29 protein-coding genes and 1 tRNA gene are annotated in these 24,808 nt (G+C 62.5%); 17 read left to right on the top strand and 13 right to left on the bottom strand.

The window, feature by feature from the left end; genetic code table 11:
- Positions 1–187: M48 family metalloprotease (locus QCE73_RS08750; protein WP_309880748.1), on the top strand; the 187-nt coding region annotated here is incomplete at its 5' end.
- A gap of 55 nt (positions 188–242) precedes the next feature.
- Here the strand turns inward: QCE73_RS08750 and QCE73_RS08755 are convergent.
- A complete protein-coding gene (locus QCE73_RS08755) occupies positions 243–794 on the bottom strand; it encodes a porin family protein (protein WP_309880749.1) in 552 nt (183 codons plus the stop codon).
- A gap of 463 nt (positions 795–1,257) precedes the next feature.
- On the opposite strand from QCE73_RS08755, the gene QCE73_RS08760 reads away from it, so the two are divergent.
- The 7 genes from QCE73_RS08760 to QCE73_RS08790 all read left to right on the top strand — a co-directional run bounded on the left by QCE73_RS08760 (position 1,258) and on the right by QCE73_RS08790 (position 6,373).
- Entirely contained in the window at positions 1,258–2,508 is a 1,251-nt protein-coding gene (locus QCE73_RS08760; protein WP_309881951.1) for a phage integrase central domain-containing protein, read from the top strand.
- 30 nt (positions 2,509–2,538) lie between these two features.
- A complete protein-coding gene (locus QCE73_RS08765; RefSeq protein WP_309880751.1) occupies positions 2,539–3,216 on the top strand; it encodes a hypothetical protein in 678 nt (225 codons plus the stop codon).
- A gap of 210 nt (positions 3,217–3,426) precedes the next feature.
- Positions 3,427–3,660: an AlpA family phage regulatory protein gene (locus QCE73_RS08770; protein WP_309880752.1), complete on the top strand. Its 234-nt coding sequence runs from the start codon at positions 3,427–3,429 to the stop codon at positions 3,658–3,660.
- Complete coding sequence (locus QCE73_RS08775) at positions 3,647–3,907, top strand: hypothetical protein (protein WP_309880753.1); 261 nt, start codon at positions 3,647–3,649, stop codon at positions 3,905–3,907. Before QCE73_RS08770 ends, QCE73_RS08775 begins: the two co-directional genes overlap by 14 nt.
- Before the next feature lie 119 nt (positions 3,908–4,026).
- Positions 4,027–5,202 carry an AAA family ATPase gene (locus QCE73_RS08780; protein ID WP_309880754.1) on the top strand — a complete coding sequence of 392 codons (1,176 nt, stop codon included), beginning with the start codon at positions 4,027–4,029 and terminating at the stop codon, positions 5,200–5,202.
- A gap of 93 nt (positions 5,203–5,295) precedes the next feature.
- The gene (locus QCE73_RS08785) at positions 5,296–5,685 is read left to right on the top strand and encodes a hypothetical protein (protein ID WP_309880756.1); all 390 of its coding nucleotides are present in this window, start codon (positions 5,296–5,298) and stop codon (positions 5,683–5,685) included.
- Between the two features lie 151 nt (positions 5,686–5,836).
- A complete protein-coding gene (locus tag QCE73_RS08790) occupies positions 5,837–6,373 on the top strand; it encodes a hypothetical protein (protein ID WP_309880758.1) in 537 nt (178 codons plus the stop codon).
- Positions 6,374–6,397: 24 nt separating this feature from the next.
- Here the strand turns inward: QCE73_RS08790 and QCE73_RS08795 are convergent, their stop codons facing one another.
- From QCE73_RS08795 to cysS, 7 genes are all read right to left on the bottom strand, one after another.
- Complete coding sequence (locus tag QCE73_RS08795) at positions 6,398–6,709, bottom strand: hypothetical protein (RefSeq protein WP_309880760.1); 312 nt, start codon at positions 6,707–6,709, stop codon at positions 6,398–6,400.
- A gap of 441 nt (positions 6,710–7,150) precedes the next feature.
- Positions 7,151–7,243: transfer RNA gene (locus QCE73_RS08800), tRNA-Ser, on the bottom strand.
- 162 nt (positions 7,244–7,405) lie between these two features.
- The gene (locus tag QCE73_RS08805; RefSeq protein ID WP_035503032.1) at positions 7,406–8,656 is read right to left on the bottom strand and encodes an aspartate kinase; all 1,251 of its coding nucleotides are present in this window, start codon (positions 8,654–8,656) and stop codon (positions 7,406–7,408) included.
- Positions 8,657–8,980: 324 nt separating this feature from the next.
- Positions 8,981–10,408 carry a tRNA lysidine(34) synthetase TilS gene (gene tilS, locus QCE73_RS08810; protein ID WP_309880762.1) on the bottom strand — a complete coding sequence of 476 codons (1,428 nt, stop codon included), beginning with the start codon at positions 10,406–10,408 and terminating at the stop codon, positions 8,981–8,983.
- Between the two features lie 37 nt (positions 10,409–10,445).
- Positions 10,446–11,417 (bottom strand): acetyl-CoA carboxylase carboxyltransferase subunit alpha, encoded by a 972-nt coding sequence (locus QCE73_RS08815; protein WP_035503035.1) that lies wholly within the window; start codon positions 11,415–11,417, stop codon positions 10,446–10,448.
- Between the two features lie 129 nt (positions 11,418–11,546).
- A complete protein-coding gene (locus tag QCE73_RS08820; protein WP_309880765.1) occupies positions 11,547–12,560 on the bottom strand; it encodes a DNA repair protein in 1,014 nt (337 codons plus the stop codon).
- Between the two features lie 47 nt (positions 12,561–12,607).
- Positions 12,608–14,005 (bottom strand): cysteine--tRNA ligase, encoded by a 1,398-nt coding sequence (gene cysS / locus QCE73_RS08825; protein WP_035503038.1) that lies wholly within the window; start codon positions 14,003–14,005, stop codon positions 12,608–12,610.
- 559 nt (positions 14,006–14,564) lie between these two features.
- On the opposite strand from cysS, the gene QCE73_RS08830 reads away from it, so the two are divergent.
- The 4 genes from QCE73_RS08830 (at position 14,565) to QCE73_RS08845 (ending at position 17,256) form a co-directional block, all read left to right on the top strand.
- The gene (locus QCE73_RS08830) at positions 14,565–15,242 is read left to right on the top strand and encodes a tetratricopeptide repeat protein (RefSeq protein ID WP_309881954.1); all 678 of its coding nucleotides are present in this window, start codon (positions 14,565–14,567) and stop codon (positions 15,240–15,242) included.
- Positions 15,243–15,293: 51 nt separating this feature from the next.
- Positions 15,294–15,875 carry a peptidylprolyl isomerase gene (locus QCE73_RS08835; RefSeq protein ID WP_035503040.1) on the top strand — a complete coding sequence of 194 codons (582 nt, stop codon included), beginning with the start codon at positions 15,294–15,296 and terminating at the stop codon, positions 15,873–15,875.
- Between the two features lie 75 nt (positions 15,876–15,950).
- On the top strand, positions 15,951–16,442 hold the full coding sequence (locus QCE73_RS08840; RefSeq protein ID WP_035503121.1) for a peptidylprolyl isomerase: 492 nt from the start codon (positions 15,951–15,953) through the stop codon (positions 16,440–16,442).
- A 13-nt stretch (positions 16,443–16,455) separates the two neighbouring features.
- On the top strand, positions 16,456–17,256 hold the full coding sequence (locus tag QCE73_RS08845) for a UDP-2,3-diacylglucosamine diphosphatase (RefSeq protein ID WP_035503042.1): 801 nt from the start codon (positions 16,456–16,458) through the stop codon (positions 17,254–17,256).
- On the opposite strand, the gene cysE is transcribed toward QCE73_RS08845, so the two are convergent.
- Positions 17,253–18,047 (bottom strand): serine O-acetyltransferase, encoded by a 795-nt coding sequence (cysE, locus tag QCE73_RS08850; protein ID WP_309880767.1) that lies wholly within the window; start codon positions 18,045–18,047, stop codon positions 17,253–17,255. The genes QCE73_RS08845 and cysE overlap by 4 nt on opposite strands.
- A gap of 198 nt (positions 18,048–18,245) precedes the next feature.
- Positions 18,246–19,136 (bottom strand): RNA methyltransferase, encoded by an 891-nt coding sequence (locus QCE73_RS08855; RefSeq protein WP_309880768.1) that lies wholly within the window; start codon positions 19,134–19,136, stop codon positions 18,246–18,248.
- A 128-nt stretch (positions 19,137–19,264) separates the two neighbouring features.
- Between QCE73_RS08855 and QCE73_RS08860 the strand changes: the two genes are divergently transcribed.
- The 3 genes from QCE73_RS08860 to QCE73_RS08870 all read left to right on the top strand — a co-directional run bounded on the left by QCE73_RS08860 (position 19,265) and on the right by QCE73_RS08870 (position 22,097).
- On the top strand, positions 19,265–20,068 hold the full coding sequence (locus tag QCE73_RS08860; RefSeq protein ID WP_309880769.1) for an inositol monophosphatase family protein: 804 nt from the start codon (positions 19,265–19,267) through the stop codon (positions 20,066–20,068).
- Between the two features lie 162 nt (positions 20,069–20,230).
- Positions 20,231–21,529: a lysophospholipid transporter LplT gene (gene lplT / locus QCE73_RS08865; RefSeq protein WP_309880770.1), complete on the top strand. Its 1,299-nt coding sequence runs from the start codon at positions 20,231–20,233 to the stop codon at positions 21,527–21,529.
- A gap of 199 nt (positions 21,530–21,728) precedes the next feature.
- Entirely contained in the window at positions 21,729–22,097 is a 369-nt protein-coding gene (locus tag QCE73_RS08870; RefSeq protein WP_187608832.1) for a YqjD family protein, read from the top strand.
- A gap of 422 nt (positions 22,098–22,519) precedes the next feature.
- On the opposite strand, the gene QCE73_RS08875 is transcribed toward QCE73_RS08870, so the two are convergent.
- Together QCE73_RS08875 and QCE73_RS08880 are read right to left on the bottom strand one after the other, a co-directional pair.
- On the bottom strand, positions 22,520–23,095 hold the full coding sequence (locus QCE73_RS08875; RefSeq protein ID WP_309880771.1) for a hypothetical protein: 576 nt from the start codon (positions 23,093–23,095) through the stop codon (positions 22,520–22,522).
- Positions 23,092–23,358 (bottom strand): hypothetical protein, encoded by a 267-nt coding sequence (locus QCE73_RS08880; protein WP_309880772.1) that lies wholly within the window; start codon positions 23,356–23,358, stop codon positions 23,092–23,094. The genes QCE73_RS08875 and QCE73_RS08880 overlap by 4 nt, the downstream gene beginning before the upstream one ends.
- Before the next feature lie 619 nt (positions 23,359–23,977).
- Between QCE73_RS08880 and QCE73_RS08885 the strand changes: the two genes are divergently transcribed.
- The gene (locus tag QCE73_RS08885; RefSeq protein WP_309880774.1) at positions 23,978–24,157 is read left to right on the top strand and encodes a hypothetical protein; all 180 of its coding nucleotides are present in this window, start codon (positions 23,978–23,980) and stop codon (positions 24,155–24,157) included.
- Positions 24,158–24,419: 262 nt separating this feature from the next.
- Positions 24,420–24,596 (top strand): hypothetical protein, encoded by a 177-nt coding sequence (locus tag QCE73_RS08890; RefSeq protein ID WP_309880775.1) that lies wholly within the window; start codon positions 24,420–24,422, stop codon positions 24,594–24,596.
- A gap of 15 nt (positions 24,597–24,611) precedes the next feature.
- Here the strand turns inward: QCE73_RS08890 and QCE73_RS08895 are convergent, their stop codons facing one another.
- The gene (locus tag QCE73_RS08895) at positions 24,612–24,806 is read right to left on the bottom strand and encodes a helix-turn-helix domain-containing protein (protein ID WP_309880777.1); all 195 of its coding nucleotides are present in this window, start codon (positions 24,804–24,806) and stop codon (positions 24,612–24,614) included.
- Between the last annotated feature and the right edge of the window lie 2 nt (positions 24,807–24,808).

Genomic DNA, 24,808 nt, shown 5'->3' on the forward strand with positions numbered 1-24,808 from the left:
GGAAAGCGCTGCCGACGACTACTCGTTCGACACGCAAAAGAAGAAGGGATACAACCCGGCGGGACTCGTGACCGCGTTCCAGAAGCTCGCATCGATCGATGGCGGCAAGTCGAGCATGCTCGATTCGCATCCGTCGTCGCCGGCGCGGGCAAAGCACATTCAGGATCGGATCGCGTCGGGGAAGTAACGCGTAGTTGAGCGCAACGCGCGCGCGGCGACGCACGCGCGTTGGCAGGGAACAATCAGAAGAAGTAGTAGTGCACGCCCACGGTCAGGCTATCGTTGCGGCGAAGACCGCCCTGGTAGCTCGACTTGTCGCCGGTATATTCGGCCGCCACGCTCCAGTTTTTCTCGAGCTTGTATTCGACGCCGGCGCCGTAATGCAGACGCGTATCGGGCCACGTGCCCGTAAAGCCGATGCGTCCGTACGGCAGAATATTTCCGTTGACTGGCATACCGAACTTCAGGTCGATGCCGCCGTCTTTCCCGGTCGTCGAGCCGTCGTGAAAATCCATGAATCCTTCGAAGCCGATCACGAAACGGCCGACGTCGTAATTCACGCCCGCCACGAGGCCGGGGAAGTACGTCGTCTGCGAGGACGTCGGGTTCGGGCCCGTGACGTCCGACCTGTCGACACCGAACTTCGCGCCGACATAAGGACCGGCGAACTGGCTATGCGGGCCTTGTACGCCCATCAGCTTGAGAAGAGTCGGATCGAGCGCTTCCGAATGCGCCTGTGCCGCGCAAAGCAGCGACAAGAGCGCTGGAGCAATGAGCTTTCTGATAACTGCCATGACTGAACTGCCAACCTTGAAAAAGGTATTGCCTGATGGCGTCGGCGCATTCGGGCAATACCGTAATCGGGACAACGAACGCACGCGTCGCGTTGCACTCTTGCTTGCCCGGCGGCAAGCAACCCGCGAGGTTAGTTAGCTAAGGTCAGCATAGAAAGCGGAAATGTCCTAAAGCGAGGCGGCTTCTTGTCGTGTGAACTTCGCGCAGGATAACGAACCAATTCATCGGCACGAAAGCCGATTGCCGCGCAAAAAGAAAAAGCCCCGCAAGTTTTTACGCTTGCGGGGCCCTTCTACGACAACTGGCGGAGACGGAGTCCGCCTATTTTCGCTCCGCGAGTTTCCGCATCGATCCAAAAACTCCTTATAGATCAATTAAATAGGGAGAAATTCAGACCGCATCAAACCGCACTTTTCCGCGCGAATCCGCTATCATTTTGTGGGTCGATATGTGGGTTCAATCATGGCAAAAGCAATCAATCGCCTCTCTCAGGCGTTCGTCAACAAGACCGCCGCGCCGGGCGACTACTGCGACGGGAACGGGCTGTACTTGCAGATTACGAAGAACGGTGTCAAGTCGTGGCTGTTCCGCTACATGCGGCAGGGCCGCGCCCGATATATGGGTCTCGGGCCGCTGCACACGGTCGGACTCGCCGACGCCCGCACGCGCTCGCTCGAATGTCGGCGGCTCCTGCTCGACGGGATTGACCCGCTCGACGCCAAGCAGAAGGAGCGCGCCGCCGACGACACTGCCAAGGCGAAGGCGATGTCCTTCGACGAATGCGCGACCGCCTATATAGAAGCGCATCGCGGCGGCTGGAAAAACGAAAAGCACGGCGAGCAGTGGAAGAACACGCTGGCGACCTACGCCGGGCCAGTATTCGGAAAGCTGCCGGTCGCAGACGTGGATACCGGTCTCGTGATGAAGGTGCTCGAACCGATTTGGTACGTCAAGACTGAAACAGCTTCGCGCGTGCGCGGGCGCATCGAGAGCGTGATCGATTGGGCGAAAGTGCGCGGCTACCGTACCGGCGAAAATCCGGCGCGCTGGCGTGGACATCTCGACAAACTTTTACCTAAGCGCTCGAATGTGCAGAAAGTCGAGCACCACGCCGCCCTGCCCTATGCCGAACTTGGAGCGTTCTTCCAAGAGGTTCAGAAGCAGGAAGGCGCGGCGGCGCGCGCGCTCGAACTGCTGATCCTGACAGCGGCGCGTACCGGCGAAATCATCGGTGCGCGTCGGGAAGAGTTCGACCTGAAGGCGAAAGTCTGGACCATTCCCGCCGCGCGCATGAAGATGGGAAAGGAACATCGGGTTCCGCTTTCACCTGCTGCGCTCGCGATCGTCAAAGATGCGCTCGCGGCGGGCGGGGACTATCTGTTCTGCTCGCCCGGCAAGAAGGACAAGCCTTTGTCTAACATGGCGCTCTTGGCGCTGCTTAAGCGCATGGGCCGTGACGATTTGACCGCTCATGGTTTTAGAAGCGTTTTTCGAGATTGGAGCGGCGAGACCACGAACTTCCCGCGCGAGGTCATCGAGGCTGCGCTGGCTCATGGATTAAAAAGCAAAGTCGAAGCCGCATACGCGCGCGGCGATTTGTTCGTCAAGCGTGCGAAGCTAATGGATCAGTGGGCTGCGTATGCGCAGCGCGTGCCGACCGAAAAGAAGGTGGTCGAAGTTCCGTTCGGACGCAGGAATAGCGGTATGCAGTAGCCCCTATTAGCGCCCTGCGGGGCCGGAGGAATGATGGACGAATTCGATCTTTGCAGGATCGCGGACACCTTCACTTTGACGACAGCGGCGGCACTGATTATCGGGATTGAACCGAGCCGGGTTCGACCGCAAGACCAGTTCGGGGATGAAGGTTACTGCATCTGGTATTCCGGGGAACAAGACCCCGACGTTGCCGCCAACAAGGACAATGCCCCTCATCTCTTCCGCACTGCTCTGGATACTCTGGTACGAGCCGTCCAAGCTGAAACACTGGCCGCGAGCGTCGTCTACCTCGGAGAGCGGCGTTACATACGTGAGCCGGATGGTTCCGCGAGTGATATGCGGTGGATACCTGTCGGTGATTTCGATACAGGCCGAACAACCGTTTCTCTCGACAATCTAAGAGCGTGGCTCGCATCGCGAGGGGTAACGACTGGGTTCTTCTTTCCTCAAGGCACCAACGAACCTGACTACCTGAACCCGAACATTCCACACTACGCGCCAAAGCTCGCCGCCGCCGTCAGAGCATGGCAACTGGCTCCGATCATCCACGGCAAAAGCCCCAAGGAGTGTCTGGGAAAATGGTTACGCGAGCACGCTGCCGAATTCGGATTGACGAAGGACGACGGCAAGATCAATGAGACAGCAGTGAACGAAATCGCGAAAATCTGCAACTGGTCCACGGAAGGCGGCGCGCCCAAGTCATAACCTGAGTACCCCCGCAGCCGCGCCAGTATTGACTTGCGCGAAGGTAACGGGGAATCCCACCTCAGGTTAGCGCAAAACCCACCCACCCCTTTGTCGCTTTTCGGGGGTGGGTTTTCTGAACCCACCCACCTATTCAACCGCGCTTTACCGCTCTTCAATGAGCCATGCCGCGCTATTCCGGCGCGCGCCTCAGTCCGTCGAGGTGAAAACATGGCCGATCCCGTCATTCCTGTTCTGATACCGCGCCGCCGCGTGACCGAGCTCGTCGGTCTCGAACGGTCGGCGATTTATGCGCGCGTCGCACGCGGCGAATTCCCGCGCCCCGTTCGCATCGGGTCCGACGCAGTACGCTGGGTCGAGGCCGAGGTCGTCGCATGGATCGAGCAACAGATCAACGCGAGCCGCGAGGCGGCACAACGCGGAAAGCGCAATGTTCGCCGCTGATATCGACGATCGGTATCGCGACGCCGACGCGCGCATGGTAACGCGCGCTCAATCGTTGCGCGCGTGGATCGAACGGTGCATCGAGAAGGAACTGCATCGTTGCGGGCAATGCATGACGCCCGACGAATGGCGCGAGCATCGTGACTGGATTGAGGAACACGCGCGCGCTTGTCTCTGGTATGCGCTCGAACAACGCGCCAAGGACGGCGAGTTGCAAAACAGGGGGAAGCAATGCAGACCGGCCTAAGCCTCGCAGACTGCGCTGCGCTAATCGAGCAGGACGACGCCCGATGCCAACAAATCGACGCGGCAGCGCAGCGCGCCGCGCGAGCCGACCCGATGAGGTGCGATCGACCGATCGCGCCCGTGCAAAACGAAACAGCGCAGCGCGTGCTCTTGCAGTGCGCGGCAAACGTGAAGCCGATGTCGATTAACTGGCTCTGGCGGGATTGGCTGCCGGCGGGAAAACTGACAATCCTCGCGGGCGCGGCGGGCACGGGCAAGACGACACTCGCGCTTACCTTGGCGGCGGTAATCTCGCGCGGAGGTCGGTGGCCAGACGACAGCGCCTGCGCAAATGGCGGGAATGTGTTGATCTGGTCGGGCGAAGACGATGCCGCCGACACCATCGTTCCGCGCCTGATGCTCGCGCAAGCTGACCTTCATAGAGTGCATTTCGTGCAGAGCGTAACGAACGTCGACGGTGAACTGCTGTCGTTCGATCCAGCGCGCGACATTGTGCTTCTGAACGAGCGCATCGCGAACATTGGCGGCGCGCGGCTCCTGATCGTCGATCCGGTCCTGAGTGCCGTGAGCGGCGACGCCCACCGCGCCAACGATGTGCGCCGCGACCTTCAACCGCTGATCGATCTGGCATCGGCGCATGGCTGTGCTGTGATCGGCATCTCGCACTTCGGCAAAGGCACGCAAGGAAAAACGCCCGTCGAACGCGTGATCGGCTCGCAGGCATTCGGCGCGCTCGCGCGCATGGTGCTGGTCACGGCTAAGGACGAAGGCGAGGAACGGCGCATCCTCGCGCGCGCAAAGTCGAACATCGCGCGAGACGACGGCGGGTTCAGTTACACGCTCGAACAAGGCGAGGCTCGCTCCGGTATTTTCTCGAACCGCATCGTCTGGGGCGAACGCATCGAGGGCAGCGCGCGCGACATTCTGGGCGCTGTCGAGGAAAACGACGACGAACGCGGCTCGCTGCGCGACGAAGCGCGCGACTTCCTCGCCGGTCTTCTGGCCGACGGCCCGGTCAATGCGCGCGAATTAAAACGAGACGCCGAAGGCGCGGGCTATAGCTGGTCGACGATGTTTCGCGCCGCATCGGACCTGAAGGTTGAAAAGCGCAAGCTCGGAATGAAGGAAGGCTGGCTCTGGGCTCTCCCGAAGAATTCAGACGACGAACATTTCACGAAGATTTCCGAACACGGTGACGTGAAATCTTCGGGGATGTCTGAAATCTTCGACAACGGCGCGGGTTTGCCTTCTGCCCCTTTGAGCAGTTCGCCCGAAGATTTCAGACCCACGGAGTGAAATCTTCGGGCGGCGAAGTCGATTGTGCGTCTTCCCCGGTCGCTGATGGCGAAGTCTGGGATTCCGTATGAGCGTGTTAGCGAAGAGGAAAGCATGAATAAGCGTTCCCACAAGGAACAGCCTGAGCGTTGGTCCATCGCAAAAGAGTGTCGTGCTGCTGGCATATCAAGAAAGCAGGCGCATGAATGGATGAAGCTGGCGCGAGTACCAGACGACAAGTGGGAGGAAGTGCTGCGCACGCATGACATGGCGCGTATCTCTGCGATCAAGAAGGCGACAGTAGGCGGGCATGGTCGGGTAGCGAAACCATCCGCGCGCTTGCTCGATGCCCTACTTGCGCTTGAACTTCAGTTCTCGACCTTAGAACTTGGAACAGTGTCCGTCGAACTGACCGAGCATCAGCGACTCGCCCTTGATCGTGTTGTGCTGTCTCTGCGTGATTCGCTTTTGCTCGTTCAAGAGGAAACCAAGCGTGGAGCATGACGGCGAAGTTCCGTTTGCGTTGAACCCGCCTGAACGACGGCGCGGGTCCTTCCTGCGCGCGACGGCGACGCGGAAAAGTGAACCCTCCATGTTCCTGTAGCGCTGAATCTCAAAACGAGTCCGCACCGCAACGTTCGGATAGGAGCCGATCATGGGAATTTCGATTCGTGAGTTTGGTCGACGGGAGCGCTGCGACGAAAGCACGGTCCGGCGCGCGATCCGCGAAGGGCGATTGTCCCGCCTTCCTAACGGCAAACTTGATGCCGCATTGGTCGGCTCGCCGTGGCGACCGGCAAACTTTGAGCGCGCCGCCGCGCTGACGGTCGAAGAGTCCGAGGCGATGAAGGCAGCGTTAGACGAACTGGACGGTGCGCTTGACGATGAGCCGTCGCTGAGTTATGCCGACGCGGTACGACTGAAAACGGTCTATGCCGCACGACTGGCGCGGCTGGAATATGAACTTCGCAGCGGTGCGTTAATCGAGCTGGATGAGGCAGAGCAAGTCCTCTTTAGCGCCTTTCGCAACGTGCGCGATGCGTTGCTGGCGTGGCCGTCGCGAGTCGCGCCTCTTCTTGCCGCCGACCTTGACTACGACGACGCTGAGCGCTTGCAGGCGACGCTTTACGAGCGTATCCATGCGCTATTGATCGACTTAGGCGAGCCGACGAGCTTCGCAGTGTCGGCGTGATCGACACGAGCGAGCGCGCCGCCGTCATGGGCGCTTCGGAACGTTTGGAAGGAAGCCGCTATCGACAAGTTCTTCGATTAGCCGATGTTCGGCTGCATCCATCGGACGCAGGAAAGGGCGCACGGACTGAAAAAGCTGTATGGATAACTTCGCGCTCGCCAGCGTGCCGGACAAGCTGAGTTCAAGGGCATCGAGTCGCGCCGCCTGTTCGTCGCAGAGCGAACGCTTGTGACGTGCAAGTGTTTCTTGCGCGCGTCTCACGGTGACCGCTATTTGGCTCAGCCGATGGTCGATTTTCACCGCGCCCGTGGCTGTGAGAACTTCCCGATGACCCATGTCTCGCTCCTGTGTGAAGCCCGGAACCGCGCCCTTCGAACGAAGGGGCGGGCGGGAACAATGGCAGGGTTAGCAGACCGGGAGAATGACCATACCGGCGAGCCTTTCGGCTCCCCTGCCAAGTCCCGCCCATAGGCGAGCAACAGCACCGCGCACCCCTGGTCGGAGGGTATACGGAGTCTAACGCTTCGCCTGCATTGCGCAGGCGTCGCGGGTCAAATTCTCACTGGCTGCTAAACCAGCCCGGCGTAACCACGCGCCGGAAGCCACAGAATAGGACAAGTACCCGCACCAATCATTTCAAGATAGCGTTAAATTTTATTCGCAAACCTTAACGTTCTATTCCTCATTAACGAGCGCGAGGTGACGTGGGTCATTTTGTGGGTCGAAAAATCAAAAGCCCCGTAAGTCGTTGAACTTACGGGGCTTTCTTACTACTACTGGCGGAGACGGAGGGATTCGAACCCTCGATCCAGTTTTTAGCCAGATGCTCCCTTAGCAGGGGAGTGCCTTCGACCTCTCGGCCACGTCTCCCAAACTTTTCGTCGCACCGGGAGTGCAGTGCAACGAGATCGAGATAATAACGTGTTCGCAGGCGCGGGTCAAACTGGCGTGATTATTTTTTTCAAAACGATCAATACCGAAAGGCCCTGCTCCGCAAACCGCAACGGCGCGGAGGATTCAAACCCGCGCTAACTACGCGCGGTCGAGCTCGAACGCCTTGTGCAGCGCGCGCACGGCGAGTTCGGTGTACTTCTCGTCGATCAGCACCGAAATCTTGATTTCCGACGTGGAGATCATCTGGATGTTGATGCCCTCCTCCGACAGCGTGCGGAACATCGTGCTCGCGATGCCCACGTGCGAGCGCATGCCGACGCCCACCACCGACACCTTCGACACCTTCGGATCGCCCAGCACGGTTTCCGCCTGGACGTGGCCCTTCACCTGGTTGTTCAGGATTTCGAGCGCGCGGTGATAATCGCCGCGGCCGACCGTGAACGTGAAGTCGGTCTTGCCGTTCACGCTCTGGTTCTGAATGATCATGTCGATGTCGATGTTCGCATCGGCGACCGGCCCGAGAATCTGATATGCGACGCCCGGCTTGTCGGGCACGCCCATGACCGCGATGCGCGCTTCGTCGCGCTGGAACGCGATGCCAGAAATCACTGCTTTTTCCATGTTCTCGTCTTCTTCAAAAGTAATCAGGGTGCCGGAGTGCATTTCGGCTTCGAGCGGCATCAGCGGATCGGTCAGGCTGGAGAGCACGCGCGTCTTCACCTGATACTTGCCGGCGAATTCCACCGAGCGGATCTGCAGCACCTTCGAGCCCAGGCTCGCCATTTCCAGCATTTCCTCGAAGGTCACGCGGTCGAGCCGGCGCGCTTCTTCGACGACGCGCGGATCGGTCGTGTAGACGCCGTCGACGTCGGTGTAGATCAGGCACTCGTCCGCCTTCATGGCCGCCGCGATGGCGACCGCCGACGTGTCCGAGCCGCCGCGGCCGAGCGTCGCGATATGACCTTCGGGATCGACGCCCTGGAAGCCCGTGATGACCACGACCTTGCCCGCGTCGAGATCCTTCAGCACGCGCTCGCCGTCGATCTCGCTGATGCGCGCCTTCGTGAACGCGCTGTCCGTCTTGATCGGCACTTGCCAGCCGGCATAGCTCACGGCGTCGAGGCCTTCGGCGTGCAGCGCGATGGCGAGTAGCCCCACGCTCACCTGCTCGCCGGTGGAGGCAATCATGTCGAGTTCGCGCGGGTCCGGGTCGGCCTTGATGTCGCGTGCGAGGCCGAGCAGGCGATTGGTTTCGCCGGACATCGCCGAGGGCACGACGACCATCTTGTGGCCTGCCTTGTGCCATTTGGCGACGCGCTTGGCAACGTTCTTGATGCGCTCGACCGAGCCCATCGAAGTGCCGCCGTATTTGTGTACGATGAGTGCCATTGTCGTTTTGAACTGGAGGGAAAACCGCGCTTCACGCGCGTGGGCGCGAGAGCGTTTGAGACTCGCGCTCGATTTGCTTCAGGGGATGTCGAAGCCTACGAACAGCGGGCGCTGCCGCACGCCCGTCGCGCGCTCGCACGAATGTTGTACGCGGCGCACGGATGCGTCGATGCGGGCGAAATCGAGTCTTTTGAACGGAGATGCCGCGCAAAAACGCGCCTGGGCGAAACGAGTTACCGTACCCGATCGAGGCTGAAATTACAAGATGGAGCGCCGGTGACGACGATTTTACCGGCTTCGGCGCAACGGCTGCTCAAAAGCACCCTACGCCAGCAGCAAATCCGGCCGCCACGAAATGCGGCGCAGCGAACCGAGCGCCGCGCTCGGCGCCGCGTCGCGATTGACGCCCACATGCGGCACGAACAGCAGCGCCTCGCCGACGAAAAGCAGCGGCACATCGCGCTTCCAGGCGGGCACGCCGCGCTCCTGAAACAGGTTCTTGAGCGTGCGGCTCGGCGCTTCGGACGCGACGCGCATGCGTTCGCCGCCTGCACGCGAGCGCGCGACGAGCGGCGCGGCACGCAACACGCCCTCGCCGACGACGTCATCAGCGGGTTCATCGACGGGTTCGAACACGAACGAGCCGCGCCACTGCGGCAGACGCCATACCTCTTCGCCCTGCCATTGCAGTTCCTGCGCGGTTTTGAACGCTGGCGCGCCTTCGTCGAGATCGGGCGCATCGCCGCTGTCGCCCGCCTCCCACAACAGCACGTTGCGATAAACGCGCAGGCTGTGACCCGCATGATCGACGCGCAGCGCATGGCCATCGCGCGCGGCGGCCGCATCGCGCAACTGACGCAGCATGTCGGCGATACGCGCCGTCGATGCCGCCAGCAAGCCGCGCGAGCGCATCCAGAAACGCATGAGGTTGATCGCGCGGTCGTCGTCGAGCGCGAGGAACGCGTCGAGCATCAGCGCGCCCTCTTCGCCCGCGTTCTGCACGTGCGCCAGATCGATGCGCGCGAGCTGATCCAGAAGCCGCTGCGCCGACGCCGCATGCGATGCCGTGCGCGCGAGCGCGTCGCGGAAACCGGGGAAATGCACCGCGAGCACGGGCAGCACGTCATGCCGCAGCGCGTTGCGCGAATAGCGCGTGTCGGCGTTGGATTCGTCGTCGATCCAGCTCAGATCATGTTCGTGCGCGTATTGCTCGAGCTGTGCGCGCAGCAATCGCAGCAGCGGACGCAGACGCGGCACCGCGCCGTCCGCGCGCTGCGGCGCCATCGCCGCGAGGCCCGCGACGCCCGCGCCGCGCAGCAGTTGCAGCAGCACGGTTTCGGCCTGATCGTCGGCGTGATGCGCGATCAGCAGTGCGTTCGCGCCGTGCTCGTCGCAGAGGTCGTCGAGCGCACGGTAACGCGCATCGCGCGCCGCCGCTTCGAGGCTCTCGCCGCCCGCGCGCGCAACATCGACATGGCGCGCGGCATAACGCACGTCGAGCGATGCCGCCAAGCTTTCGCAATGCGCGGCCCACGCGTTCGCGTTGAGGCTCAGGCCATGATGAACGTGGAACGCGACGACCCGCCGCGCGCCGAAGCAGCGCACGGCCGCATCGAGCAGCACGGTGGAGTCGAGTCCGCCGCTCAATGCGACCGCGAGAAGTGCATCGGAGGAAAGATCCGCGTCCGAAACCGTCGCGCGCGCCGCCTCGAAGACGAGGCGGCCGGCTGGAGTTTCGTTATCGGAAGTCACGAGAGTTCGTGAAAGATGAATGCCGAAGTTTGCGGGCTTACGCGCCCGGCAGCGATTCCTTGTACTTGCCGTACGCCATCAGCTTCTCGAAGCGGCGTTCGCGCAAGTCGTTGACGCTCATGCCCTGGAACTGACGCAGCGAATCGGCGAGCGCGCGGCGCAGGAGCGCGGCCATGCCCTTCGCATCGCGATGCGCGCCGCCAAGCGGCTCGTTCACGATCTTGTCGATGAGACCGAGCGCCTTCAAACGATGCGCGGTGAGACCGAGCGCTTCGGCCGCTTCCGGCGCCTTCGCCGCGCTCTTCCACAGAATGGACGCGCAGCCCTCGGGCGAGATCACCGAGTAGGTGGAGAACTGCAGCATCATCACGGTGTCGGCCACGGCGATCGCGAGCGCGCCGCCCGAGCCGCCTTCGCCGATGATCGTCGTGATGATCGGCGTCTTGAGCTCGGCCATCACATACAGATTGCGTCCGATGGCTTCGGACTGTCCGCGCTCTTCCGCGCCGATGCCCGGATACGCGCCCGGCGTATCGACGAACGTGAAGATCGGCAGGCTGAACTTCTCGGCCGTGCGCATCAGACGCTCGGCCTTGCGATAACCTTCGGGGCGCGGCATGCCGAAGTTGCGCAGCGCGCGTTCCTTCGTGTCGCGGCCCTTCTGATGACCGATGATCATGCACGGCTGACCGTTGAAGCGCGCGAAGCCGCCGACGATCGCGAGGTCGTCCGCATAGGCGCGATCGCCATGCAGTTCGTGGAAATCGGTGAAAAGCTCGCTCACATAGTCGAGCGTGTACGGGCGCTGCGGGTGACGCGCGATTTGCGAAACCTGCCACGGCGACAGGTTCGCGTAGAGATCCTTCGTGAGCTGCTGGCTCTTTTTCGACAGCCGCTCGATTTCTTCCGAAATATCGACAGCGGAATCGTCCTGAACGAAGCGGAGTTCTTCGATCTTCGCTTCGAGTTCAGCGATCGGCTGCTCGAAATCCAGAAACGTGGTCTTCATATGTTCGAGTCCTAGAACAGCGGGCAGCGCGTATTCTAACCGCGTCCGTCCCTCAAAAATTCGCGCGGGAACTATCGATTATAAATCAACGATAGCCCGCGAAATTCGCGCGTCCTGCGCGTGTGTATTTTAATGATCCGCCGGAATCGGATTGAGACTGCGCCACATGTACCAGGTCGCGACCGTGCGCCAAGGCTCCCAGTTCGCTGCGACTTCGCGCGCCTCGCTGCGCGTCACCGGCTCCCCGCTGAAATAGTTGACGCTGATGGCCTGAATCAGCCCGAGATCGTCGAGCGGCAAAACGTCCGGCCGCGACAGATTGAAGATGAGGAACATCTCGGCGGTCCATCGGCCGATGCCGCGAATCTGCGTGAGCTCGGCGATGACGGCTTCGTCGTCCATCGAGGTCCATGCATCGACATGCAGCGCGCCGGATTCGAAATGCTGCGCGAGATCGAGAATGTATTCGGCCTTGCGTCTGGACAAGCCGCACGCCTGCAGCTTCTCGTGGCCGAGCCGGATGAAATGCGCGGGGTGAACCTCGGGACACGCGCCTTTCACGCGTTCCCAGATTGCTTGCGCCGCCTTAACGGAAATCTGCTGACCAGCCACCGAGCGCGCGAGCGTCGAAAATGGATCGCCGAGATTGACGAGATGGATCTCGCCGAACTTCGGGATCAGCTTCTTGAGGATGCGGTCGCGCTTCATGAGATCGGCGCATGCACGATCCCAGTAGTCGGGACGAACGATCTCGCGCGTGAGCCCGCCGATCTGCACGGGCAGCGCCGCATCGGACGTGACGACGCGCGACTTGCGCACGACCTCGCCACGCTCCGCGACGAGCGCCTGCGCGTTCGCGCCATCGCCGGCGACAGCGCGGCCGTTGCCCTTCGCGGGCGACGCTTCGGCTTCTTCCGTGCCCGCCTTCGATGGCCGCGCGGCACCGTTCAGGCGCGTCGCCGTTCCAGGCTTCGCCGCCTTGAGTGCAGCGCTTCTGGCCGTCTTGCGGCCGACCGTTGCACCTGCGCCATCGATCTTCTGCGTGTTCGCTTTCGTTTGCGCGCCGCGCGTGCGCTTTGCCGCGCCCGACGCATCGCTAACAGACGCGGGTCGTTTGACCGGCGTCTTCCTGGCCGTTGCCATCTTGCCTCCTGCCTGGTGAGTCGATCAGAGGGTACGAAGGGCCGCGTTCAAACGCGGCGCCATTCGGTCGACCCACCCGGTTTGTCTTCAAGCGCAATACCGGCTTCGAGCAATTCGGCGCGAATCCGGTCTGCTTCGGCATAGTTCTTCGCTTGCTTCGCGGCGATGCGCGCGGCGATCTTCGCTTCGATCTCTTGCGGCGAAAGTCCTTGCTCCGAACCCGTGCCGCTCGCCTGCTGCAGGAACGCACGCGGTTCGCGCCCGAGCAGACCGAGCACGCCCGCGAGACCCTTGAGCTGGCGAGCGAGCGCGGGATCGCGCGTACGATTCACTTCGCTCGCGAGATCGAACAGCACCGACACGGCCACGGGCGTGTTGAAGTCGTCGTTCATCGCAGACTGGAAACGCTGCGCGTTCGCCTCGTTCCAGTCAAGTTGCTGATTGTCCGGCTCGACATCCTTCAATGCCGTATATAGGCGCGTCAATGCGTTCTTCGCATCGTCGATATGCACGTCGCTGTAATTCAGCGGCGAACGATAGTGTGCCCGCGCAATAAAGAAGCGCACGACTTCGGCATCAAATTTTTCAAGGACTTCGCGGATCGTGAAGAAGTTGCCGAGCGACTTCGACATCTTCTCGTTGTCGATCTGCACGTAGCCGTTGTGCATCCAGTAGTTCACGAACCGCTTGCCGGTCGCGCCTTCGCTCTGCGCGATCTCGTTCTCGTGATGCGGGAACTGCAGGTCCTGCCCGCCGCCGTGGATGTCGAACTGCTCGCCGAGCAGCGTGCAGCCCATCGCCGAACATTCGATGTGCCAGCCCGGACGCCCGCGGCCCCACTTCGAGTCCCAGCCGGAGTCGGCGGGTTCGTTGGGCTTCGCCTGCTTCCACAGCACGAAGTCGAGCGGATCTTCCTTCGCGTCGTTCGCGGCGACGCGCTCGCCCGCGCGCAGGTCTTCGAGCGACTTGCCCGAGAGCTTGCCGTAGTCGGCGAACTTGCGCACCGCGTAGTTCACGTCGCCGTCCTTCGCCTGATATGCGTAGCCGTTCGCCTGCAATGCATCGATCATGCCGAGCATCTGCGGGATGAAGTCGGTCGCGCGCGGCTCGATGTCCGGGCGCTCGACGCCGAGCGCGTCGGCGTCTTCATGCATCGCCGTGATGAAGCGATGCGTGAGCGACTTGATTGGCTCGTTGTTCTCGACCGCGCGGCGGATGATCTTGTCGTCGATGTCCGTGATGTTCTGAACGAACGTGACCTTGTAGCCGATCGTACGCAGCCATCGTTGCACGATATCGAATACCACCATCACGCGCGCATGGCCGATGTGACAATAGTCATACACCGTCATTCCGCAGACATACATGCGTACCTCGCCGGCTTTGAGCGGCGTGAAGGGTTGCTTGTCACGGGCGAGCGTGTTGTAGATGCGCAGCGAGTTCATAGAAGGCGAAGCATGGACCGGAGTCAACCGTGTGCCGGGCAGCAGGCGGCGTGGTCGATGCGTGCGGGAGCGAACGAGACCCACACGCGAGCACGAACACGACGGTCATGCGACCAGGACGGAAGCGGCCACGAGTGGCAAAAGAGAGTCTGGCGCCGGCGCGATACGCGTGCCTGGAGAACCAGGCGCAAGACACGTGCGCGGGACGTGCAGACCTTTTGTTAGAATGGGTCGGAGTATAACACCGGGACTTGAGCCTATGAAATGTCGAAGCGGCCGCGCGGCGGGCTTTACGAGCCGCGCTCCGGGCCAGGCTGAAAGCCTTGCCGGACAGTGTGCCGCATCGGGCATTTCTGCTCGCTCATCGATCGTCGCGATCGTTCACGCATCCACGCGCTCGCGGTCTCTTTCGCCGCTTTCGTGGCTTCTTTCGCTGCATCATTCTTTGACTCGATTCCAAGTGACTCATCGCAAAGCGCGCACGTCTCTGCAACTCTCTTGCCGGTTCGCTTCCCGGACGCTCGCCATCGCCACCTTCGCGTTCGCCGCATGCGCGGGCATGTCCGGGGCCGCGCTCGCGCAGACCTCGACCGCCACGCGCGATGACACGCCGCAAATCGACGCGGCCATCGCGAGCAAGGACTGGAACGCCGCGCTCACGCAACTCGATGCGCGCATCGCGAGCAACCCGCGCGACGTGCAGGCGAAGTTCAAGCGCGCCACCGTGCTCGCGCGTCTGAACCGCGACGACGACGCCATCGCTGCCTTCACCGAAATCACGCAGGCCTATCCCGAACTGCCCGAGCCGTACAACAACCTCGCCGCGCTCTACGCGAAGAAGGGCCGCTACGAAGACGCGCGCGCCGCGCTCGAAACGGCGGTCAAGGCGAACCCCGGCTATGCGCTCGCCTACGACAACCTGGGCGATCTTTATCTTCGTCTCGCGAGCGAGTCGTACAAGCGCGCGCAGTCGCTCGGCTCGAAGAGCCCGCTCACGAGCCAGCGCATCACGGCGATCCAGAATATCTACACGCCGCCGAAGAAGCGCGCGGGTGCGGCCGACGGCGCATCCGGAGCGGGCGCGGCCATCGCGCCGCGCACGGCCGCCGACGAGTGGGCGCCCGCGTCCGGCGTCGTCCCGCCGGCCATGCCTTCGCCCGACGAATTCTCGCCGTTCGGCGGCCCGACCGCCCCGCTGCCGACCACGCCTTACGCCGCGCCGAAGGCGCAGCCGTAAGCGCTCATCGCTGCCGACTGTCCGCATTCACCACACGAGGATCGATCCTTCATGAAATTCCTGATGTTGGCGCTTTCGAGCGCGGCCCTGATTGCGAGCGCGCCGGCGTTCGCCCAGCCGAATGCGCAGGCCGCGCATCCCACCGTGCTCATCAAGACCACGCAAGGCGACATCAAGGTCGAGCTGTATCCCGAGAAAGCGCCGAAGACCGTCGCGAACTTTCTGGACTATGTGAAGTCCGGTCAGTACAGCGGCACGATCTTCCATCGCGTGATTCCGGGCTTCATGATCCAGGGCGGCGGCTTCAGCACGAGCTTCGCAGAGAAGCCGACGCGCGCGCCGATCCCGCTCGAAAGCAGGAACGGTCTGAAGAACGCCACGGGCACGCTCGCGATGGCGCGCACGAGCGACCCGAACTCGGCCACCGCCCAGTTCTTCATCAATACGGTCGATAATGCGGGTCTCGACTATCCGAGCCCGGACGGCAACGGCTATGCCGTGTTCGGCAAGGTCGTCGCGGGCATGGACGTCGTGAAGAAGATCGAAGGCAGCCCGACCACCACGCGCGGGCCGATGCAGGACGTGCCGCAAAAGCCGACCGTGATCGAGTCGGCCACCGTGGTCTCGCAGTAATCCGAAGCGCCTGTCGCTAACCTGGCGCGCGCGCCGCGCCAGCGCTCAATCAAACTCACTGGAGTGAACATCATCATGGTCGAACTACATACCAACCACGGCGTCATCAAGCTGGAACTGGACGCGGAGAAGGCGCCGAAGACCGTCGAGAACTTCCTCGCCTACGTGAAGAAGGGTCACTACGACAACACCGTGTTCCACCGCGTGATCGACGGCTTCATGATCCAGGGCGGCGGCTTCGAGCCGGGCATGAACCAGAAGCCGACCGATGCGCCGGTCAACAACGAAGCGAACAACGGTCTCAAGAACGACGCCGGCACGGTCGCGATGGCGCGCACGAACGATCCGCATTCGGCGACCGCGCAGTTCTTCATCAACGTGAAGGACAACGACTTCCTGAACCATTCGTCGCCGACGCCGCAAGGCTGGGGCTACACGGTGTTCGGCAAGGTGGTCGAAGGCATGGATGTCGTCGAGAAGATCAAGAAGGTCAAGACCGGTTCGAAGGGCTTCCATCAGGACGTGCCGGTCGACGACGTGGTGATCGAGAAGGCCGTCGTGGTCTGATACTGGTCATTGCATGATCGATACGAAGACTTCATTCGATCGCGAAGCAGCGGGTGCAGCGAACAACGCGCGCCCGCTGTTTTTCATTGCCGATCTGCATCTCTCGGAAGCGATTCCGAAAACGGTCGCGGCCTTCGAGCATTTCATCGAGGTCACGGCGAACGATGCGGACTCCGTTTTCATTCTCGGCGACCTGTTCGAGTTCTGGATCGGCGACGACGTTCTCGATGGCCCCGCGAACGACGCGCGCGCCACCTTCGCGCGCCGCATGACGCGCCTCATGCACACGCTCTCCGAACGCGGCATCGGTCTCTACGTGATGCACGGCAATCGCGATTTCCTGCTGGGCAAGCGCTTCATGAAAGACGCGGGCGCAATGCCGCTGCCCGACCCGTTCGTGATCACCGCGTTCGGCAGGCGCGTCGTGCTCGCGCACGGCGATGGCCTGTGCACGGCGGATCGCGCGTATCAGGGTTTCCGCAAGTTCGCGCGCAACCGCTTCGCGCAGCGTCTTTTTCTGGCGTTGCCGCTCCATACGCGCCTCGCGATCGGCCAGCGCATGCGCACGAAAAGCGAAGGCTCGCGCGTGATGGGCGACAAGGCGAAATACGATGTCACGAAAAAAGCGGTGTCCGAGCTGTTCATCCACAGCCACACGACTACGCTGATTCACGGCCACACGCATCGTCCGGCGATGCATCGCGAAGTCGCGGGCGTGCGCTGGGTCCTGCCCGACTGGGAACTGGACGCGAACACGCCGCGCGGCGGCTATCTGCGCCTCGATGACGAAGGCGTGCGCGCGTTGCCGCTCTAGCGTTCGAGCGACGCGACGCGCTCTTCCGTGGTCTTGCCGTCCATCGACGTGCACAGGCGCTTGAGATCGACGAGCGCGGCGCCATCGACAGCATTGAGCGCTTCGACGCGCGCGCCGAGCCGCTCCAGCGCCGCGACGATGTCATCGATGCGCTGCGTCTGCGTCGACGCGTGATCGATCAGGCCGTGGATCGCGAGCGAGACAGGATCGTCCGCGTTCGGCGTGATGCCGTAGGCGCAGAAGCCTTCGCTCTTCGTTTCCTTCGGCTTCGCAACCGCCGGCATCACGATGCGCGCCGGATTGCCCACCGCCGTGCCGCCCGCCGGCACCGGCTTCACGACCACCGCGTTCGATCCGATCTTCGCTTCCGCGCCGACGGTAAAGCCGCCGAGCACCTTCGCGCCCGCACCGACGATCACGCCGCGTTCGAGCGTCGGATGGCGCTTCGCCCCGCGCGTGAGCGACGTGCCGCCGAGCGTCACGCCCTGATAGATCGTGCAGTCGTCGCCGATTTCCGCCGTCTCGCCGATCACCACGCCCATGCCGTGATCGATGAACACGCGCCGCCCGAGCGTCGCGCCCGGATGAATCTCGATGCCCGTGAGAAAGCGCGCGATCTGCGACACGAACCGCGCGAGCCAGCGCCATTGCCCGCGCCAGCACGCGTTCGCTACGCGATGCAGCACGATCGCGTGCAGCCCGGGATAACAGGTGACGACTTCCCAGGCGCTGCGGGCGGCGGGATCGCGCTCGCGGATGGCGGCGATGTCTTCGCGAAGTCGGTCGAACATGGCGGTATCTCGATTGTGGGAAGGGGCGCGCGGGCGTCCGTGCAATGAAAACCTAAAGCACGGAACGCGCAAAGCTTATATCGGCTGTCGCCGTTTTTCGCCGATTGTAGGACGAGCGCGCAGAGTTCGCTCGATGCCCCCGACGGCAGCGCGGTCGTCGCCATCGGCCAGACGAGAGCCCGCGAGGGCACGCGCGTTCTAGTCTTTCTTCGTGTGCAGCAGGATGTGCTTCGCCATTCCGCGGAGGATATTCACTTCTTCGCGCTCCAGCCCCGATCGCGCGAAGAGCCGCCGCACGCGCGACATCAGTTTCTTCGGATTGGCCGGATCGAGGAAATCGAGCGCGACGAGCGCGTCTTCGAGATGCGCGTACATGCCTTCGATTTCTTCGCTCGACGCGCTCTGCCCCGCCGATTCGACGACGGCGAGCGCACTCGCGGGCGCCTGAAACGCGAGCCGCAGCTCGTAGGCGAGCACCTGAACGGCCTGCGCGAGATTGAGCGAGCTGTACGCGGGATTGGCGGGAATATGCGCGAGCGCGCTGCAGCGCTCGACATCCGCGTTCGACAGCCCCGTGCGCTCGTTGCCGAATACGAGCGCGATGTCGCCGTGACGCACGAATTCGTGCGCGCGTTCGGCGAGCGCGCGCGGCGGCATCTGCGGCGGACCGTATTCGCGCATGCGCGCCGTGAGCGCGACCGACCAGTGCACGCCGACCAAGGCATCGGCGAGCGTATCGACGACATGCGCGGACGCGAGGACGTCATCGGCGCCGGAGGCCATCGCGATGGCTTCGGGCTCGTTCTTGACGTCGGCTAAGCGCGGCGCGACGAGGACGAGGCGCGCGAAGCCCATCGTCTTCAACGCGCGCGCGGCCGCGCCGACATTGCCGGGATGACTCGGCTCGACGAGGATGAAGCGCGTGGAGGTGAAGCCGCCTGCGGGCGCGGAAAGTTCGTTGGGTTCCAAGGCGCGATCTGTGCTGAATGTTCGAACCCGGTATGTTAACGCGCTTTGCCGAAGCGGCGAAAACGCGCGGCCACTTTCGGGTAAAATGGCCCCTTCGCGCGCCGCGAACGGTTTTTTCATTCAGTCGAACCTTCGCGCGGACGCACCGCTCTTATTCAATTCGTCTTTCGTCGACATAGTCGTTGTCGCCAACTTTTCCGTCCGCGCATTCATTTCACGTGAGCGCCGGCCGTCAGAGGATTTCGCTCATGCATCCGATGCTCAACATCGCTGTCAAGGCCGCACGCCGCGCCGGACAGATCATCAATCGCGCGTCGCTCGATCTGGACCGCATCCAGGTCAGCAAGAAACAGCACAACGACTTCGTGACGGAAGTCGACAAGGCGTCCGAAGCCGCGATCATCGAGACGCTGCACACCGCCTATCCCGATCACTCCATCCTCGCCGAAGAATCCGGCGAAACGGATCGCGAGTCGGAGTTCCAGTGGATCATCGATCCGCTCGACGGCACCACCAACTTCATTCACGGCTTCCCGTACTACTGCGTGTCGATCGCGCTCGCGCACAAGGGCGTCGTGCAGCAGGCCGTCATCTACGATCCGACCCGCAACGACCTCTTCACCGCATCGCGCGGCCGCGGCGCGTATCTGAACGAACGGCGCATCCGCGTCGGCAAGCTGGATCGTCTGTCGGATGCGCTCATCGGCACGGGCTTCCCGTTCCGCGACGGCCAGGGCCTGAACGGCTACATGCGCCTCTTCAGCGAAATGACGCTGTCGTGCGCGGGCCTGCGCCGGCCGGGCGCCGCCGCGCTTGATCTCGCGAACGTCGCGGCCGGGCGTCTCGACGGTTTCTTCGAGCAAGGCATCCATCCGTGGGACGTGGCGGCCGGCAGCCTGATGGTGACGGAAGCGGGCGGGCTCGTCGGCAACTACACCGGCGAATCGGATTTCCTCTTCAAGAACGAGATCGTCGCGGCCAATCCGAAGGTGTACGCGCAGATGATCAAGATTCTCGACATGTACTCGCGCACGCGTCTGACCGGCGAATAAGCCGCATCGACGGGGCGCGCCCTGCGCTCCGTCGTTTCTCTTCCCTCGCGCTTCGGGCGCGCCGCCTGCTCTGCAACGAATGCGGGGCTCCGCTACAGTGCAAGCTTTTCCCCCGTCTGTCCGCTCCTTCGGCGCGTGCCGCGCCACACGTCACCCCTGCTCATGAAGAAAGGCTTCTACACGATCATCGCCGCGCAGTTCGTTTCGTCGCTCGCCGACAATGCGCTCTTGATCGCCGCCATCGCCATGCTCGCCGTCGTGCATTCGGCGCCGTGGGTCACGCCGCTTTTGCAAATCTTCTTCACGATTTCGTACGTGGTGCTCGCACCATTCGTGGGCGCATTCGCCGATGCCATCCAGAAGCGCCACGTCATGTTCGTCTCGAACGCGCTCAAGGCGGCCGGCTGCGCGATGATGATCGCAGGCGTCCATCCGATGCTCGCGTACGGCGTCGTCGGTCTGGGCGCGGCTGCGTATTCGCCCGCGAAGTACGGCATTCTCACCGAGCTCCTGCCGCCGCAGAAGCTGATCGCGGCGAACGCATGGCTCGAATCCGCCACGGTCGGCTCGACGATTCTCGGCACCGTGATCGGCGGCGCGCTGGTGAGTCAGGTCGTCGGGCGCTGGGTCACGCATGCGCATCTGCCGCTCGTGAGCACCGCCGCGCACGCCGCGCTGTTCGCCGTGATGGTGATCTATGCGTCGGCGGCCGTCATCAATGTGTTCATTCCGGACACCGGCGCGCGCTACCCGAATCTCTTGAACCAGCCGACCCGGCTCGTCCACGATTTCTCGCATTGCTTCAAGGTGTTGTGGAAGGACAAGCTCGCGCAGATCGCGCTGTGGGTCACGACGCTGCTCTGGGGCGCGGCCGTCACGCTCCAGTTGCTCGTGCTCAAATGGGCCGATGCGAACCTCGGCCTGACACTCTCGAAAGCCGCCGTCCTGCAGGGCGTGACGGGCATCGGCATCGCGCTCGGCGCGGCGGCGGCGTCCGCGTGGATCGTGCTGCGCCAGTCGCTTAAGGTGCTGCCGGTGGGCGTGCTCATCGGCGCGGTGTCGGTCGCGATGGCGTTCTACAACAAGGATCTGTTCCCGGCGGGATCGGGCGTGCAGATCGGTCCGTTGTTCGCGCCGGCATATATCCTGATGGCGTATCCGCTGATGATTGCGCTGGGCGGCTTGTCAGGCTTTTTCATCGTGCCGATGAACGCGATCCTCCAGCATCGCGGCGCGACGCTGCTGTCCGCCGGGCATTCCATCGCGGTGCAGAACTTCAACCAGAATCTCGCCGTGCTCGCGATGCTCGGCGCCTATGCGCTGCTTCTCACGACCAAGGTGCCGGTGCAGTGGATCATCGTCGTATTCGGCCTTTTCGTGTGCCTGATGATGGCGCTCGCGATGCGCCGCCACACGCAAAACGAGCGTGAAACGGATCTCGGCGCGCTGGTCGAGGAATGAAGCTTGCTCCACGGTGTATTCTGGGTTCATACCCCGGCGCCGGCGGACGAGGAAGAGGGATGGAACGCAGGCGGCGGGGCGAAGTCGTAACGCTGTAGGCGCGCGCCGGGATTGCCGCGCGAGCTGTGATTACAGTGACGAATGCGAAGCGGACCCGGCCATAATCATTACTCGGCAACGTCAATAAAGGAGCAAGGAAATGGGATTGTTCACACGTTCGACGCTCGACAGCAAGATCAATGGCGCAGCCGATCTCGGCCAGCGCGCGGTGCGCGGTGCGAGTGACGCCGTCGATTCGGCCAGCGGCCAGTTGCGAAGTCTGCTCGACGATCTGGAAAGCTCTATCCAGAACGCGAAGGACATCGATACGGACAAGCTGCGCAAGGAGTTGCAGTCGAAACTGAAAACCGCGCGTTCGCAGTTGAATGGCGCGAACGGCGCGCTGGCGGGCAGGCTGAACGACGCCGCCGGTTACGCCGACGACTTCGTCCATGACAGGCCGTGGCATACGCTCGGCGCGGTGGCCGGTCTCGCGTTGCTCGTCGGTTATCTCGCCGGGCGCGCGTGAGGCGCTTCGGCATCATCGAAACTTGCAGCCGGGACCGCATTGCGCGTATTCCGGCGGCGTGCTGCGCCCTCGCGACAGCCGTGAGGGCGCAATGCACGCGTGCCCTCGCCATCTCAGTCCTCTAGCGACATCTCATTGGCCGTTCGGCCGACTCCGCCGTCATCCCGCTACAGGTTAAACTCATGCCCTATCGGCTGATTTGCGGCCGGCGCACGTCGCGTCCGGTCGTCTGGTCGTTCCGGCTTTCACAGCACGCAAGATGGGCAATCACACGGCACTCCCCGACACTTCCCCCGACACCGCCGCGCCGCTCGCGGACCTGTCGCAGCACACGCCCATGATGCAGCAGTATCTGAGCTACAATCGACCTGCGTTAGAAGGTAGCGCAGCCGCAAACCTACACTAACGCCGACACCTGCGCTTCAGTCGGTGTGAAGCGTACTGCTGCCGGTCGCGCCGTCGACCTCCAAACCCAATCGCTTGTCGACAGGAATACAATCGAGCAATAAGCGCTTGATTTCTTCTACCGCCGCAAATGCGCGCTCTGCATTGCCCGCCGTTATTTCCCTTTCAAGCTTGGATTGCGGCCAGTCGAACAGGCGATTCTCGTCTTCCCGCTCGCTTATGATCTCGTCGGTCTCCAGTGGCTCAGACTTGGCATGCGCGATTGCGTTTCGAAATCCCATCATCCACCGCGCAGTCGCCCACGGATTTTGGTCACCGGCGTAGGCGACGCCGAGTTCGTCGGCCAAGATCCGCAGTTTTGCCATCGGCCTTGCGCTGTCGAAGTCTTTCCAATCCTTAATTACCGCTGCCCCGATCGCATTACTCAGCGCTTCCAAGGCGAGCGCAGAAAACGTCATGGCGCTCAGCTGCCCGTAGAAACTGCCCTTCGGCTCCGTCCGAGCGGCTTCGAGCGCGTGCCGAGCGGCGTTCAGTAGCATGTGGTGCGGCGCGAACAAGCGTTCCTGCGTCCGCCGGATCTTTCGTTGCGTCATGCTTTGCCCTTTCTTGGCGCGTCGACGAACTCGACGTCCTCGACGTTATCGACATTGATCTGCATGTCCCGCTCAAAGGCGAGCGGCGCATTCCAATCGTAACTCAGGGCGTGGCGTAACTGCGCCTTCATCTGCTCGACGCATTCGCGCCATTCTGGCGTGTCGCGCTCGAAGTCTGACGGTATCGGCCGGCCTTCGCGCTTGCGCACAAGTTCAATTACCCGCACGTAGTGGCGGATCTGCATCTCTGTTCGGTTGTCCATGCCGACGATATCGGCCGCGCGCGGCAGAACTTGACCCCGCGCGTCAATCGAAGCAGATCGACATTCGCCGCTAGCAGTTCACCGGCCGGTGCGAGCCCCGCGCGCTTAGCGCACAGCGCCTCATTCGTCGACTATGTCATGACCGGGCACCCGCGAGCGCCCGTCACGACATCGACACTGGACGCCCGCTTGAACCGCGCCGCTTGCTTCGAGTACCGCTTCATGCCGGTGATCTTGATCGAGTCGGCGTCGGTCTATCGGCATCCACCGGTCGATGCTTTAGGCGGTAGCTAACGATCGTCGCGCTTGTACCGCTTTGCTGCCACGTTGCGCCGCCGATAATTCGCGATCTTGTCGATGGTCCCGTCACGAAAACTGCTTGACGATCGTATACCCCGCCCTCTATGCTTCGCTTCACGGTGCTCAAAACACCAACGACTAGCGGCAAGCCACCCCGAAAGAACGTGGCTATTTTTGCGTCCATAGGTTTCGTGCCAATGGGCGGGAGTGCGGCTAATACAAGACCCGTAAGGGAAATATGCCCGCCGTCTAGTCGCGGTTTTGAGCTCCTGCCCGCCCGTCTCAAAAACGGGTCCCAGTCTCGACTAGGAGCGATTCCATGCGAAAGCCACCCGCCGCACAGACGCGGCACATAAGCCCCGCCATCATCGAATTCATCGCCCGCGACGCAATCAAGCGCGCGGCGCTCGCGCCCACGTACGCCGACGCGCTCGATATTACCGGCGACGCTCTTCTTGCCGTTGCACGCATCGTCGAAAGGGAGATCAGCCATGTCTAAGGGAACAACACTCGCCTCGCACCATTCTGCACCCACGAGCAACGTCGTCGACTTCATAAGCTTCCGGCGATCCAAGGAAGTCCCGCCGACGCAGGTCAACGAGAACGACACGAAGACGGACGAGCAGCGAGCCATCGAAGAGATCGCGCGTCATCTCCTCGCGGCTGTGCGCGTCTTAAAGCGGCTCCATGGGGCATAAGCAAAGCACGGCTCAAACGAGGGCCAACTGCATTAAAATCCGGTTAACCCACGGAGCTCCGCCATGCTCGACACGTCAATGCCATTCGTTGCCTCGATCCTTCCGGCCGTCGCGAGAGATGCGCTAATTCGCGCTGCGGTCGAGGCGAAGCAGATTACGCAGGAGCTGCGGCGCGACATTTACATGGACGACGTCATCGCCAAGATCAAGCGCGAATATCCGCAGTTCTTCCGTGATTGATCCTGGCGATCGGCTTCACAGGGCCTGCTTGTACCGCGTTGCCACCTGAACCCGGCGCCGGTAGTTTGCAACCTTGTCGACCAGACTTACGCTTACCCCGAACTTTTCGGCGATGACTCTGCGGGTTATCTTTTCCTCGTGCATCTGCCGGATCAGTTCGACGTCGCGATTCGACAGCTTCGCGCGCTGGTGATCTTGCCCGACACGCATGC

The sequence above is a fragment of the Caballeronia sp. LZ029 genome, assembly GCF_031451275.1.
Taxonomy (GTDB): Bacteria; Pseudomonadota; Gammaproteobacteria; order Burkholderiales; family Burkholderiaceae; genus Caballeronia; species Caballeronia jiangsuensis.